The sequence below is a fragment of the Pseudomonas sp. 22490 genome (assembly GCF_052044465.1).
GTDB classification, from domain to species: domain Bacteria; phylum Pseudomonadota; class Gammaproteobacteria; order Pseudomonadales; family Pseudomonadaceae; genus Pseudomonas; species Pseudomonas aeruginosa.
Window position 1 is genome coordinate 193,823 of record NZ_JBQENS010000003.1, and the last position, 13,639, is coordinate 207,461.

The window sequence follows — 13,639 nt, forward strand, 5'->3', positions numbered from 1 at the left end:
CGGACTCATTTCAGGTTGCCGGCGAGGAACTGGCGCAGGCGCTCGCTGCGCGGCGCGCCGAACACCTGGTCCGGCGTCCCTTGCTCTTCGATCACGCCCTGGTGGAGGAAGATCACATGGCTGGAAACCTGGCGGGCGAAGGCCATCTCGTGGGTGACCAGGACCATGGTGCGACCTTCCTCGGCCAACTGCTGCATGACTTTCAGCACTTCGCCGACCAGTTCCGGATCGAGCGCCGAGGTCGGTTCGTCGAACAGCATCACCTGCGGCTCCATGGCCAGGGCGCGGGCGATCGCCACGCGCTGTTGCTGGCCGCCGGAGAGTTCGCAGGGATACTGCCGTTCGACCTTCTCCGCCAGGCCGACCTTGGCCAGGTAGTGGCGCGCGCGGGCCACGGCGTCGTCGCGGTTCATTCTCAGGACGTTGACCGGGCACTCGACCACGTTCTCCAGCACCGTCAGGTGGCTCCACAGGTTGAAATGCTGGAAGACCATCGCCAGCCGGCTGCGGATCCTCTGCAACTGCCGGGGATCGGCGGCGCGCAGCTCGCCCAGGGCGCCGGGACGGGTGCGCAGTTCCTCGTCGCCGACGCGGATGCGCCCGGCACAGGGCTTTTCCAGGAAGTTGACGCAGCGCAGGAAGGTGCTTTTGCCCGAGCCGGAGGAGCCGATGATGCTGATCACGTCTCCCTTGCCGGCCCTGAGCGAAACGCCCCTGAGCACCTCATGGCTGCCGTAGCGCTTGTGGATGTCTTCGACCTGCAGGCTGTACATGCGCGTGTCTCCGGGAGAGGTCAGTGGGTTTGCGGTCTGAGGTAGGCCAGCCAGCGCAGCTCGCCGCGGCGGAACAGCCAGATCAGCAGGAAGGCGGTGCCGGCGTAGAGCGCGCCGGCGATGCCGAAGGACAGGAACGGCGCATAGGTGGCGGAATTGACGTCGCGGGCCACCTTGAGCAGGTCCGGTACGGTGGCGGTGAACGCCACCGAGGTGGAATGCAGCATCAGGATCACTTCGTTGCTGAAGTACGGCAGTGCCCGGCGCAGCGCCGAGGGCAGGACGATGCGCCGGTAGAGGGTGAAGCCGCCCATGCCGTAGGCGCGCGCCGCTTCCACTTCGCCGTGGGGCGTGTTCCTGATCGCGCCGGCGAAGATTTCCGTCATGTAGGCGCAGGTGTTGAGGACGAAGGCCAGTACCGTGCAGTTGAAGCCGTCGCGGAAGAACGCGTTGAGAAAGTCCTGGGCGCGTATGGCATTCAGGCTGTAGACGCCGGTGTAGAAGAACAGCAACTGGATGTACAGCGGGGTGCCGCGGAACACGTAGGTGTAGAGCCAGACCGGGTAGCGCAGCAGCGGGTTGCCGCAGGTCCGCGCCACCGCCAGCGGGATGGCCAGCAGGAAGCCAAGCGCCACGGCGAGGATCAGCAGCCACAGGGTCATCGCCAGTCCGGTCAGTTGCAGGCCGTCGGTCCACAGGTAGGCCTGCCAGTATTCGTCGAGTACCGCGTTCATGGCAGCGGCCTCCTGACGCCCAGCGAGCTGCGCCGCTCCAGCCACAGCAGCGCGGCGTTGGAGATTGCGGTGATGGCCAGGTAGATCAGCCCGCAGACCAGGGTGAAGTGGAAGAACTGCAGGGTGCCCTTGCCAGCGTCCTGGGTGGCCTTGACCAGGTCGCCGAGGCCGATGATCGAGACCAGCGCGGTGGACTTGACCAGCACCTGCCAGTTGTTGCCGATGCCCGGCAGGGCGTAGCGCAGCATCTGCGGCAGGAGTACCCGGCGGAACACTCGCCAGCGCCCCATGCCGTAGGCTTGCGCGGCTTCGACCTGGCCGGCCGGGACCGCCTGGAAGGCGCCGCGGAAGGTTTCCGTGAAGTAGGCGCCATAGATGAACGCCAGGGTGACGCAGCCGGCGGCGAACGGGTCGATGTCGACCTGGCCGATGCCGAGGGCGTCGGTGACGCGGTTGAGGAGGATCTGCAGGCTGAAGAACAGCAACAGCATGATGACCAGGTCGGGGACGCTGCGGATCAGCGTCGTATAGCCGCTGGCCAGGGCGCGCAGCGGGCGGTTGGCGGCGAGCTTGGCGCTGGCGCCGAGGAGGCCGATGAGCACGGCGCCGAGCAGGGAGCCCAGCGCCAGCTTCAGGGTCACCAGGGTGCCGGCGAGTATCTGCGGGCCGAAGCCGTCGAGGAACATTTCACTCTCCATTGCTTGTTGTTGTCGGTCGAGGTGAAAAGCGGCCGGACGCCGTTCAGGGCGTGCCGTAGAGGTCGAAGTCGAAGTAGCGGGCGTTGATTCGCGCGTAGGTTCCGTTGGCGCGGATCGTCGCCAGCGCCTTGTTCAGGTCCTCGCGCAGCGCCACGTCCTCCTTGCGCAGGCCGATGCCGTCGCCGACCCCGAAGTAGCGAGGGTCGTCCAGCACCGCTCCGGCCAGTTCGAAATCCTTGCCGACCGGCTTGTCGAGGAAGCCGTAGCTGGCCTGCACCGCGCCTTGCAGCGAGGCGTCGAGGCGGCCCATGACGAGGTCGGCGTAGACCTGGTCCTGGTTCTGGTAGGAGACGACCCGCACCCCCTTGGCGGCCCATTCGGCCTTGGCGTAGGCCTCCTGGTTGGAGCCCTGGCCGACCCCCACGCGCTTGCCGCGCAGGCTCTCGGCGTCGGGCAGGAGCGCCGAGCCACGGCGTACCACCAGGCGGCTCGGCGCGTTGGAGACGCGGTCGGTGAAGGCGATGTGCTGTGCGCGTTTCGGCGTGATGGTCATCGACGAGACGATGGCGTCGATCTTGCGCGACAGCAGCGCCGGGATGATGCCGTCCCAGTTGCTTTCGACCCATTCGCAGCGGGCTCGCAGCTCCGCGCAGAGGGCTTCGCCGATCTCGATGCCGAAGCCTGCCAGGCGGCCGTCCGGCTGCTTGTATTCGAGCGGCGGGTAGGTCGGGTCGACGCCCAGGCGCAGGACCTTGCCGGTCCAGTCGGCGGCGCCGGCCGGTGCGGCGAGGAGGAGGGAGAGGGCGATGCTGCCGAGGGTTCTTGTCATTGTGGTTGTCCTCTGTCGATCCGCGCGCGCCAGGCCGCGCGCCCGTTGAAAACCCTGGCTCAGGCCAGGAAGCGCTCGGCCAGTCGCACCCAGTAGCTGGCGCCGACGGCCAGGCAGTCGTCGTTGAAGTCGTAGCCGGGGTTGTGCAACTGGCAGCCGCTCTCGCCCTGGCCATTGCCGATCACCAGGTAGCTGCCGGGACAGCGTTCGAGGATGAAGGCGAAATCCTCGCTGGCGGTGAACGGCCGCAGTCCGTCGATCAGGCATTCCTCGCCCAGCCAGTCGCGGGCCACCTCGCGGGCGAACGCGGTCTGCCCGGGATGGTTGACCAGCACCGGATGGCAATGCCGGTAGTCGACCTCCGCCCGCGCGCCGAAGCTGGCGGCCTGGCCGCGGGCCAGTTCGCCGATGCGGCGCTCCAGCAGGGCACGGGTTTCCGCGGTCAGGGCCCGGACGCTGAGGATCATTTCGGCGCTGGCCGGGATCACGTTGGAGACCGTCCCGGCATGGATCGCGCCGACGCTGACGATCGCGGTGTCCTGCGGGTCGACGTTGCGCGAGACGATGCTCTGCAAGGCCAGCACGATGGCGGAGCAGACCACCACCGGGTCGACGGTGCGCTGCGGCACCGCGCCGTGGCCGCCACTGCCGATCACGCGGATGACCACGGTATCGGCCGAGGCCATGAAGGGGCCGGGATGGAAGCCGAGGTGGCCGACGGGGTATCCCGGGACGTTGTGCATGGCGAAGATGGCGTCGCAGGGGAAGCGCTCCAGCAGCCCGTCGTCGAGCATCGCGCGGGCACCGCCGAGGCCCTCTTCGGCAGGCTGGAAGATCAGTTGCAGGGTGCCGCGCCAGTGCGGCGACTCGACCAGGTGCCTGGCTGCGGCGAGGAGCATCGCGGTGTGGCCGTCGTGGCCGCAGGCGTGCATCACGCCGTCCACCTGGCTGGCGTAGGGCAGGCCGGTGGCTTCCTGGATCGGTAGCGCGTCCATGTCGGCGCGCAGGCCCAGCGCTGGGCCCTCGCCGCGGCACAGGGTGCCGACCACGCCGGTGCGACCCACTCCACGGCTGACCTGGTAGCCCCAGGCCTCCAGGCATTCGGCGACCAGCGCGGCGGTTCGCCGTTCCTCGAAACCCAACTCCGGGTGGGCATGGATATGGCGGCGCAAGGTAACCATCTCTTCCCGCAGCGCCGCGATGGCGGGCAGGACGGCAGGCTCGGTCATTCTTCTTGTTCTCCTCAAGGGCTCCGACCGGTGGGCGGCGGGGCGTTGTCGAAGCCGATGGTAGGCAAGCGGGGGACTGGCGGGGAGGCTCGCTTTGGCTATGATGACAACCTTTCGTTGTCACCTCGGTAAGCCCGTGAAACTCCACCAGTTGCAAGCCCTGGTCGCCAGTGCCGACGCCGGCGGCATCCGCGCCGCCGCCCGCGTCCTGGGGATTTCCCAGGCGGCCGTGACCCGCGCGCTGCGCGAACTGGAAACCGAACAGCATCTGCCGCTGTTCGTCCGCACGCCCAGCGGCCTGACCTTCACCGAATACGGCAAGGCGCTGCTGATCCACGCCCGGCTGGTGCTCAAGCAACTGGAGCACGCGCAGGTCGAACTCGACCACCTGCGTGGCCAGGCCAGCGGCCGGCTGTGCATCGGGGTGACGCCTTGGGTGGCGCTGACCTTCCTCTCGGAGGCGGTGCAGGCGTTCCGCGAGCGCATGCCGGAGGTGCGCCTGGAGCTTTTCGAAAGCCTGATGGCGGTGGCCCAGCCATTGCTTCGCGACGGCAGCATGGATTTCGCCATCGGCCCGCTGCACGGCGCCCAGGCGGCCCAGGAGTTCGCCTGCGAGAAGCTGCTCGACTACGACACCGCGGTGCTGGTCCGCCAGGGGCATCCGCTGGCGGGTTGCGGCTCGATCCACGAGCTGCTGGAACAGGACTGGGCGTTGAACTACACCGGCGACGGCCACGACGCCCTGATGCGCGAGTTGTTCTGGCGCCACGGCGCCTTGATCGACGAGCGGCGCATCGTCCGCGCGCACTCCGTGGCGATCCTGCAGACCCTGGTGGAGCAGGCCGACATGTGCACCTGGGTGCCGGCGATCATAGGCGCCGCCCCGCCGTTGCTCGGCCGGGTGGTGCCGCTGGCGCTGCGGGAAACCTTCGAGCCACGACGGCTGGGCATCATCACCCGGCGCGGCGGAGCCCTCAGCAATCCGGCGCAATGCTTCGTCGAGTGCCTGCTGCAGGTGATCCGCCGCCACGCCCGCTCGGCGAAGAAGGATGACCGGCGCCTGTTCGAAACCCTGCGCCTGCTAGTCTGATTCCTACTGGCACGGACGTACGGTCGCTCAAGATCGGTCGTGCTGCGACCGATAGCCTGGAAAGCCACGAGCGAGGATGCCGGCATGCTGCAATGGTTCGCTAACCTGTCGTTCCGCAGGAAAATCGCCCTGCCGATCCTCCTGCTGGCGGTGCTTCTGCTGCTGGTGGGCGCGCTCGGCGTGCATGGCATCGCCCAGCTGAACGAGTCCAACCAGCGCCTGGGCAAGCGTTTTCTCCCCGGCATCGCCCTGCTACTCAACGCCGACCGCGATCTCTACCAGGCCTTCGTCGCCGAGCGCAGCCTGCTCGAGGGCCACCTGAGCGCCGAGCAGATCGCCGGCCTGAGGGACGATCACGCGGAAAACCTGCAGCAGGCCCTGGATCGGGTGCGCCAGTACGCGGCGATGCAGCCGGGCGAGGCGGAACTGGCCAAGGTCGCCGAGTTCGAGCGCGGCTATGCCCTCTGGAGCGCGACCTCGGCGCGGGTGCTGAGCCTGGCGGCCAGCGATCCGAGCGCCGCGGCGCAGCTCAGCTACGGTGACAGCGATCGCCAGTTCGGGGCGATGCGCGAGGTGATCAACCAGCTCGACGAGATGGAAGAGGCGGCCGCGNGCGAGGCGTCCTCCGCGCTGGGCGAGCGCCACCGCTGGCAGCAGGTGGCGCTGGTGGCGTTCGGCCTGCTGGTGTGCCTGTCGCTGGTGCTGGTGTTCCCCGGCCTGGTGACCCGTCCGTTGCAGCGTCTGCTGCAACGCCTGGAAGAGATCGCCAACGGCGATGGCGACCTGCGCGTGCGCCTGGAGGTCACTTCGCGCGACGAACCCGGCCGCCTCGGCAGCGCCTTCAACGCCTTCCTCGACAAGTTGCAGCCGCTGATCCGCGAGGTCGGCCGGGTCACCGGCGAGGTCGCCGATTCCGCCGGTTCGCTGGCCGGCATGACCGCCGCCAACGATCGTCTGATCAACAGCGAGCACGCATCGGTGGACCAGGTCAGCACCGCCGCGACGCAGATGAGCAGCGCCGTCCACGAGGTGGCGCGCAATGCCCAGAGCGCCGCGCAGGTGGCCGATGACGCCCGCCGGCAGGCGCGCGAGGGCGCCAACGTGGTGGAAGCGACCATCGAGGTGATCCGCCAGTTGGCGCAGGAAGTGGAGAGCAGTTCCGAGAGCATCCAGCAACTGGCCCAGGAAACCGCCAGCATCGACGCGGTGCTGACGGTGATCAAGGGCATCGCCGAACAGACCAACCTGCTCGCCCTCAACGCCGCCATCGAAGCCGCGCGGGCCGGCGAGCAGGGTCGCGGTTTCGCCGTGGTGGCCGACGAGGTGCGGGCGCTTGCGGCGCGCACCCAGGATTCGACCAAGGACATCCAGGCGCGCATCGAGCGCCTCCAGGCCGGGGTGCAGAACGCCGTGCGGGCCATGCAGTCGGGCAGTCTCAAGGCGCGCGACAGCGTCGAGCGCGCCGCCGGGGTCGACGGCGTGCTGGCCGCCACCGGCGACGCGGTGGGGCGGATCAACGACCTCGCCGCGCAGATCGCCTCGGCCTGCGAGGAGCAGAGCCGGGTGATCGACGAAATCGCCCGCAACATCAGCGAGGTGCGCGAGCTTTCCGCCCAGGCGGCGGAACATTCGGAGCAGGGCACCGGGGCCAGCCGCCGGCTGTCCGAGCTGTCCTCGGAACTGGCGCGGCTGGTCGGGCGTTTCCGCGTCTGAAGCGCCGCCGCCTAGCGCGGCGCCAGCCAGATCGCTACGCCGGCCAGGGCCGCCGGGACCAGGAAGACCAGCAGCAGGATTGGCAGTTCTTCGCGCAAGCCGTAGCCGGCGTGCTGGACGCCGACCCACAGGTTGACCAGCGCGACGGCCAGCCAGGTCGGCAGGAACAGGCCGGCAGCGGGCGCCGGCCCGGCCTCCCAGAGTTCGCCGAAGAGCAGGAACAGGCCGAGCAGGATGATCCCGCCGGCGATTACCAGGGTCACGTGCATGGGGTCTTTCCCGGACAGGTGCCGGTCGCCGTGGCGGCGACCGGGACGCTGGGTCACTTGGTGGTGTAGCCGCCGTTGATGAGGATGGTTTGGCCGGTGATCCACCAGCCTTCGCTGACCAGGTGGCGGATGAACGGCACCACGTCCTCGATGTCGGTCAGGCCGGTCCTGGAGAAGGGCGACAGCGCCGCTGCGGTCTTGTGGTAGGCCACCGCGTCGGCGCCCTCGGCGGGATAGAAGAAGGGCGTGTCCATCGGACCCGGGCCGACCGCGGTGACCGAGATGCCGCGCGCGCCGAATTCCTTGGAGGCGGCGCGGGTGAAGTGCTCCACCGGCGCCTTGGTGCCGGCATAGGCGGCGTAGTACGGGGTATAGGCGCCAAGCAGGGAGGTCACCAGGGTGCAGATCTTGCCGTTGTCGTTGACGTGCTTGCCGGCTTCGCGCAGGAAGAAGAACGCAGACTTGGAATTGACCGCGCTCATCTCGTCGTATTCGGTCTCGCTGATCTCGGTGATGGGTTTCTTCAGCACCTTGCCGACGGTGTTGATGGCGATGTCCGGCTTGCCCACCGCGGCGATGGCGTCGGCGAACAGCTTTTCCATGGCCGCGGCGCTGGTGAGATCGCCCTGCAGCGCTACCGCCTTGGCTCCGGCTGCCTGCAGCGCGGCGACGGTGGCGTCGGCATCGGCCTTGCTCGCGGCGCTGTTGTAGTGGATGGCGATCGCCTTCGCGCCGTGGGCGGCGAGATCACGGGCGATCAGCCCGCCCAGGTTCTTGGCGCCGCCGGTGATGAGGACGGTCTTGCCTTTGATGGAGTGGTCGACCATGGGGTGTTTCTCCTGCGGTGAGTGGAGAACCCAGTCTAGGGAGGGCGGCCTTGCGGAGTAATCGCGGCGGCCTGGATAGATTGTCCAGAAACGCCGATCAATTCCCGCCTCCGGAGGAGCGCAGCCGCCTGCACGAATCTTCTAGAACCCCGGGACGGGCGCGTTATAGTCGCGGCGACGAAACCAACGAGTGGGAAGACCTGACGCACGATGGGGAGCCGAGACTGGATCGACCTGGCCCGCGACGCCGAGACCGGGATCGAGACCCTGCGCGCCCATTTCGAGGGCCACGCCTACGATCCGCACTGGCACGACAGCTACCTGATCGGCTACACCGAGATCGGCGTGCAGCAATTCAACTGCCGCCGACGCCGACACGACAGCACCGCCGGCCAGGTATTCCTGGTCGAACCGGGGGAGATCCACGACGGTCGCGCGCCGATCGCCGGCGGCTTCACCTACTCGATGCTGTACCTGCAGCCGGACTGGCTGCGGCGCGAACTGCGGGCGACCTTCGACGATGCGCCCAGCGACCGCGACCCCGGCTTCCACGCCAACCTCACCGAAGACCCGCGCCTGACCCTGGCCATCGCCCAGGCCTTCCGCGTCCTGCATGGCCGCGAGCTGCGACTGCTGCGGCAGACCGCCCTGGAGCTGGTGCTGGAGCGGCTGCGCGTGCACCTCGGCTGGCGCGAGGCGAAGCCATTCGATCCGCGCCTGCCGCTGGTGGCGCAGAAAGCCCGCGACTACCTGCATGCGCACTTCTACCAGGACATCGGCCTGGAAGAGCTGGCCAGCGCCTGCGGCACCGACCGCTTCCGCCTGAACCGTGCATTCAAGGCCGCCTACGGCTTGCCACCCTACGCCTACCTGGTCCAGTTGCGCCTGGCCAAGGCGCGGCAGATGCTCGCTGTCGGCGGGCAACCGGCGGACCTCGCCAGCGCTCTCGGTTTCGCCGACCAGAGCCATCTCGGCCGCTGGTTCCGGCGCGCCTACGGGATGACCCCGGCGGCCTACCGCCGGCAGTGCACCCAGCTTCCAGACTGAGGCCCGGCGCGTCGCCAGGATGAAGGCTCCCCCGCCACAGGAGCCCGTCCATGCAATCCCTCGTGCCCTTCCTGCTGTTCGCCGTCGTCGCCTCGATCACCCCCGGACCGACCAACATCCTGGTCCTGAGCAACAGCCAGCGCCACGGCCTGGCCGCCGCCTGGCCGATCGTGCTCGGCGCCTGCGCGGCGGTGGCGGCGCTGATCCTGCTGCTCGGGCTCGGCCTGGGCGAGTTGCTGCGACGCCATCCGCTGCTCCAGCAGGGGCTCGCCTGGCTCGGCGTCGGCTGGCTCAGCTACCTGGCCTGGAGCCTGTTCCGCAGCGCGGGCGGCATCGACGGCGCGCAGCCGCCGCGGCGCCTCGGCGTGCTCGGCGGCGCGGCGTTGCAACTGGTCAATCCCAAGGCCTGGATGATGGCCCTCGCCGCGCTGGCACTGTTCGCCGGGGAAGGCGCCGGACAGGCCGGGCGGATCGGCCTGCTGGCATTGCTGTTCTTCCTGGTTTCGCTGCCGTGCCTGGCCAGTTGGGCCTTGCTCGGCGTCGGCAGCGCGCGGCTGCTGCGCTCGCCGTCGCTGATGAAACGCTTCAACCAGGGCATGGCGCTGTTGTTGCTGGCATCGGCCTGGGCCGCCCTGCTGCTCTGAGGCGGTCCGGTAGCTTCCTGACAAACCTGTGGGTTGGTACGCCGGGCCCGGGTTGGCTATGGTGGGACGATCCGTAGCCATGGCGCGGTCGCCGTCAGCACGCCGCGCAAGGAACCTCCATGTTGAAACCCGACATCACTGCCTTCTTCGACCCGGCCACCTCCACCTACAGCTACGTGGTGCGCGACCCGTCCAGCCGCGCCTGCGCCATCGTCGACCCGGTGCTCGACTACGACCCGGCCGCCGGGCGCACCAGCCATGCCAGCGCCGAACGCCTGATCGCCCACGTTCGCCAGCACGACCTGCAGGTGGAATGGCTGCTGGAGACCCACGTGCACGCCGACCACCTGTCGGCGGCCATCTTCCTGCAGCGCGAACTGGGCGGGTGCCTGGCCATCGGCGCGCGAATCACCCAGGTGCAGGCGAAATTCTCCGGCCTGTTCAACCTCGGCGAGGCGTTCCCGGTGGACGGCCGCCAGTTCGAGCACCTGTTCGAGGACGGCGAGTCGTTCCGCATCGGCGCCCTGGAATGCCGCGCGCTGCATACCCCGGGGCATACCCCGGCGTGCATGACCTACCTGGTCGGCGACAGCGCCTTCGTCGGCGATACCCTGTTCATGCCCGACTACGGCACCGCCCGCTGCGATTTCCCCGGCGGCGACGCGCGCCAGCTGTATCGCTCGATCCAGCGCCTGTTCGCGCTACCCGACGCGACCCGCCTGTTCATGTGCCACGACTACACGGCTCCCGGCCGCGACGAGCACCGCTGCGAAACCAGCGTCGGCGAGCAGCGCCGGCACAACGTGCACGTCCGCGAAGGCGTCGACGAGGAGGCGTTCGTCGCCATGCGCCAGCAGCGCGATGCCACCCTCGGCATGCCGACCCTGATGCTGCCGGCGATCCAGGTCAACATGCGCGGCGGCAACCTGCCGCCGGTGGAAGGCAACGGGGTGCGTTACCTGAAGATCCCGCTGGATCTGTTCTGATCAGCTGCGGCGACGCAGCAGGAGAATGAAGAACAGCCCGCCGATGGCCGCGGTGGCGATGCCGATGGGCAGGTCCTGGGGGGCGATCAGGGTGCGCGCGGCGACATCCATCCAGACCAGGAACAGCGCGCCGAGCAGGGCGCACACCGGCAGCAGTCGGCGGTGCTCGGCACCCACCAGCAGGCGCGCGGCGTGCGGCAGCATGAGACCGACGAAGCCGATGGCGCCGCTCACCGAGACCAGCACGCCGGTCAGCAGCGAGCAGCAGACGAAGACCCACAGGCGTACGCGACGGGCGTCCAGGCCGAGGGTCACGGCGGTCTGTTCGCCGGCCATCAGCGCGTTCAGCGCACGGCCCAGCCCGAGCAGTACCAGCAGGCCGCCGGCCACGCACAGCGCCGGCAGCCAGATCAACGACCAGCGCGCCAGGCCGAGGCCGCCGAGCATCCAGAACAGCACAGAGGAGGCGGCGCGGTGGTCGCCGAGGAACAGCAGCAGGTTGGCCAGCGCCAGGAGCACGAACGACACCGCGACCCCCGCCAGCAACAGCCGGTCGCTGCCCAGGCGGCCGCCGCGACTGGCCACGCCGAGCACCAGCAGCATGCTGCCGAGGGCGCCGAGGAAGGCCGCCAGCGGCAGGGTCAGCAGGCCGATCACCTCGCCGATGTAGAGCACCACCAACACCGCGCCGAGGGTCGCGCCGGAGGTGGCGCCGAGCAGGTGCGGATCGGCCAGCGGATTGCGCGTGACCGCCTGCAGGGCCGCTCCCACCAGCGCCAGGCCGGCGCCGACGCAGGCGCCGAGCAGTACCCGTGGGGCGCGGATCAGCCAGACGATGTGCTCCTGGCCGGCGCTCCAGGCACCGGGCTCCGCCGCCACGCCGAACAGGCGCTGGAGGACGATGCGGCCGACCAGGCCGCTGTCCAGTCGCGCCGGACCGAAGCCGAGGGCGACCACGCAGGACAGGCCGAGCAACATGACCAGGCCGCCCAGCAACAGGCAATAGGCGCGAGGGCTGCGGAACAGGGTCATGGACGTGGCGCCCGAGGGTGGAGGCCGGCGACCAGGGTTTCTATCGCCGCGGCGTTGCCGATGCCCGGCGTGGCCTGGTTATAGGGCAGGACGATGAAGCGTCGCTCGCGGATCGCGGTCAGGCTGCGCAGCGCCGGGTTCTCTTCGAGGAAGCGCTGCTTCTGCGCGGCGCTGGTCTCGCCGTAGTCGACGATGACGATGACCTGCGGATCGCGGGCGACCACGCTTTCCCAGTTGACCTGGGTCCAACTGGCCGCCACGTCGTCGGTCACGCTGCGGCCGCCGGCGGCCTCGATCAGCGCCTGCGGCATGCCCAGGCGGCCAGAGGTGAAGGGGCGGTCCTCGCCGCTGTCGTAGAGGAACACCCGCGGCGCCTCGGCGTTCGCCGGGATGCCGGCGCGGGCGCGCTCGATGCGTGCCTGGAGGCTGGCGACCAGGCGCTCGGCGCGCGGTTCGACGTCGAAGATCCGCCCCAGGTTGCGCAGGTCGCGGTACAGCTCGTCGAGGCTGGCGCGGCGCGGCTCGCCGATCTGCGCGCAGGATTCGCTCAGCTCGTAGACCTTCACCCCCAGCGGCTCCAGGCTGGCCGGAGTGAGGTCGCCGCCGACGCGCATGCCGTAGCCCCAACCGGCGAAGAAGAAGTCGGCGTCGACATCGAGCAGGGTTTCCGCCGTGGGGTAGCGCGCCACCAGCTCGGGCAGCGGCTTGAGCGCGGCGATCAATCCGGGATCGGCATTCTTCCACCAGCCGCTGATGCCGGTATAGCCGACCATGCGCGTTTGCAGACCGAGGGCGACCATCATCTCGGTGAGGTTGATGTCGTGGCTGACTGCGCGCGACGGCGCGCGCTCGAACGTCACTTCGCGCTCGCAGCTGCGCACGCTGAGCGGGTAGCGCTCGGCCAGCGCGGCATCGGCGCAGGCGAGCAGGGCGCCGAGCAGCAGGTGGTGCAGGATCGGGTGCTTCATGCTTGGGTAATCCAGGTCAGGCGCGGGTGGTCGGCGAGGGGGTGGCGGTCGACCAGGGCGCGGACGCCGAATACCCGCCACAGCAGGTCGGCGTCGAGCACCTCGGTCGGCGTGCCCTGGGCGACGATGCGGCCGCCGTCGAGCACGTAGAGGCGGTCGCAGAAGGCCGCCGCCAGATTGAGGTCATGGAAGCTCGCCAGGGTGCTCAGGCCGAGGCTGCGCAGCAGGCGCAGAAGCTCCAGCTGGTAGCGCGGGTCGAGGTGGTTGGTCGGTTCGTCGAGGATCAGCAGGCGCGGCTCCTGAACCAGCGCGCGAGCCAGCAGGGCGCGCTGCTTCTCGCCACCGGAGAGGCTGGCGAAGGGGCTCGCGGCACGCCCTTCGAGACCGACCTGGAGCAGCGCCTGGCGGACCCGCTGGCGGTCGTCCGCGCCGTGGCCGTCGAACAGGCCCTTGTGCGGCGTGCGGCCCATGGCGACCACGTCCTCGACGGCAAGGCCGAAGTCCTCGGGGAACTCCTGCAACACCACCGCGATACGCCGGGCGGCCCAGCGCGGCGGCTGGCGCCAGAGGTCGTCGCCGTCGAGCACCACCCGGCCGCGCTGCGGTCGCGCATAGCGGAAGGCGCAGCGCAGCAGGCTGGTCTTGCCGCTGCCGTTGGGGCCGATCAGGCCGACGAAACTGCCGGCCGGGACTTCCAGATGCACGCCGCGCAGCAACTCGGTGGAGGCGTCGGGCGACCAGTGCAGGGCATCGAGGTGAAGGGACGACATGGCTACTCGCAGGTCCGGTGGTTCAGCAGA

15 protein-coding genes are annotated in these 13,639 nt (G+C 69.4%); 5 read left to right on the plus strand and 10 right to left on the minus strand.

What is annotated here, in order from left to right; all coding sequences use genetic code 11:
* Positions 1 to 5: 5 nt before the first annotated feature.
* From ACTJJX_RS04945 to ACTJJX_RS04965, 5 genes are read right to left on the minus strand one after another with little or no spacing between them, the layout of a single operon-like run.
* Positions 6 to 773 (minus strand): ABC transporter ATP-binding protein, encoded by a 768-nt coding sequence (locus ACTJJX_RS04945; RefSeq protein WP_003091036.1) that lies wholly within the window; start codon positions 771 to 773, stop codon positions 6 to 8.
* A gap of 20 nt (positions 774 to 793) precedes the next feature.
* Positions 794 to 1,507, minus strand: coding sequence for an ABC transporter permease (locus ACTJJX_RS04950; protein WP_003091035.1), 714 nt, complete (start codon positions 1,505 to 1,507; stop codon positions 794 to 796).
* On the minus strand, positions 1,504 to 2,193 hold the full coding sequence (locus ACTJJX_RS04955; RefSeq protein ID WP_003091034.1) for an ABC transporter permease: 690 nt from the start codon (positions 2,191 to 2,193) through the stop codon (positions 1,504 to 1,506). Before ACTJJX_RS04955 ends, ACTJJX_RS04950 begins: the two co-directional genes overlap by 4 nt.
* Positions 2,194 to 2,248: 55 nt before the next feature.
* Positions 2,249 to 3,034, minus strand: coding sequence for an ABC transporter substrate-binding protein (locus tag ACTJJX_RS04960; protein ID WP_003114013.1), 786 nt, complete (start codon positions 3,032 to 3,034; stop codon positions 2,249 to 2,251).
* 59 nt (positions 3,035 to 3,093) lie between these two features.
* Positions 3,094 to 4,263, minus strand: coding sequence for a M20 aminoacylase family protein (locus tag ACTJJX_RS04965; protein WP_003114014.1), 1,170 nt, complete (start codon positions 4,261 to 4,263; stop codon positions 3,094 to 3,096).
* 100 nt (positions 4,264 to 4,363) lie between these two features.
* Between ACTJJX_RS04965 and ACTJJX_RS04970 the strand changes: the two genes are divergently transcribed.
* On the plus strand, positions 4,364 to 5,353 hold the full coding sequence (locus ACTJJX_RS04970; protein ID WP_003119833.1) for a LysR family transcriptional regulator: 990 nt from the start codon (positions 4,364 to 4,366) through the stop codon (positions 5,351 to 5,353).
* Between the two features lie 84 nt (positions 5,354 to 5,437).
* Positions 5,438 to 7,066, plus strand: coding sequence for a methyl-accepting chemotaxis protein (locus ACTJJX_RS04975; RefSeq protein WP_440781895.1), 1,629 nt, complete (start codon positions 5,438 to 5,440; stop codon positions 7,064 to 7,066).
* An 11-nt stretch (positions 7,067 to 7,077) separates the two neighbouring features.
* On the opposite strand, the gene ACTJJX_RS04980 is transcribed toward ACTJJX_RS04975, so the two are convergent.
* Entirely contained in the window at positions 7,078 to 7,335 is a 258-nt protein-coding gene (locus ACTJJX_RS04980) for a hypothetical protein (RefSeq protein WP_003091028.1), read from the minus strand.
* A 53-nt stretch (positions 7,336 to 7,388) separates the two neighbouring features.
* On the minus strand, positions 7,389 to 8,162 hold the full coding sequence (locus ACTJJX_RS04985; protein WP_016852676.1) for an SDR family oxidoreductase: 774 nt from the start codon (positions 8,160 to 8,162) through the stop codon (positions 7,389 to 7,391).
* A 210-nt stretch (positions 8,163 to 8,372) separates the two neighbouring features.
* On the opposite strand from ACTJJX_RS04985, the gene ACTJJX_RS04990 reads away from it, so the two are divergent.
* The 3 genes from ACTJJX_RS04990 to ACTJJX_RS05000 all read left to right on the plus strand — a co-directional run bounded on the left by ACTJJX_RS04990 (position 8,373) and on the right by ACTJJX_RS05000 (position 10,839).
* Positions 8,373 to 9,209 carry an AraC family transcriptional regulator gene (locus ACTJJX_RS04990; protein ID WP_016852677.1) on the plus strand — a complete coding sequence of 279 codons (837 nt, stop codon included), beginning with the start codon at positions 8,373 to 8,375 and terminating at the stop codon, positions 9,207 to 9,209.
* A 50-nt stretch (positions 9,210 to 9,259) separates the two neighbouring features.
* Positions 9,260 to 9,853: a LysE family translocator gene (locus ACTJJX_RS04995; protein ID WP_016852678.1), complete on the plus strand. Its 594-nt coding sequence runs from the start codon at positions 9,260 to 9,262 to the stop codon at positions 9,851 to 9,853.
* A 119-nt stretch (positions 9,854 to 9,972) separates the two neighbouring features.
* Entirely contained in the window at positions 9,973 to 10,839 is an 867-nt protein-coding gene (locus ACTJJX_RS05000) for an MBL fold metallo-hydrolase (protein WP_003101427.1), read from the plus strand.
* Here the strand turns inward: ACTJJX_RS05000 and ACTJJX_RS05005 are convergent, their stop codons facing one another.
* Genes ACTJJX_RS05005 through ACTJJX_RS05015 form a run of 3 tightly spaced genes read right to left on the minus strand, consistent with a single transcriptional unit; the run spans position 10,840 to position 13,609 of the window.
* Positions 10,840 to 11,871: a FecCD family ABC transporter permease gene (locus ACTJJX_RS05005; RefSeq protein WP_016852679.1), complete on the minus strand. Its 1,032-nt coding sequence runs from the start codon at positions 11,869 to 11,871 to the stop codon at positions 10,840 to 10,842.
* Positions 11,868 to 12,839 (minus strand): ABC transporter substrate-binding protein, encoded by a 972-nt coding sequence (locus tag ACTJJX_RS05010; protein WP_003101423.1) that lies wholly within the window; start codon positions 12,837 to 12,839, stop codon positions 11,868 to 11,870. Before ACTJJX_RS05010 ends, ACTJJX_RS05005 begins: the two co-directional genes overlap by 4 nt.
* On the minus strand, positions 12,836 to 13,609 hold the full coding sequence (locus tag ACTJJX_RS05015; protein WP_003101422.1) for an ABC transporter ATP-binding protein: 774 nt from the start codon (positions 13,607 to 13,609) through the stop codon (positions 12,836 to 12,838). Before ACTJJX_RS05015 ends, ACTJJX_RS05010 begins: the two co-directional genes overlap by 4 nt.
* Positions 13,610 to 13,639 lie beyond the last annotated feature (30 nt).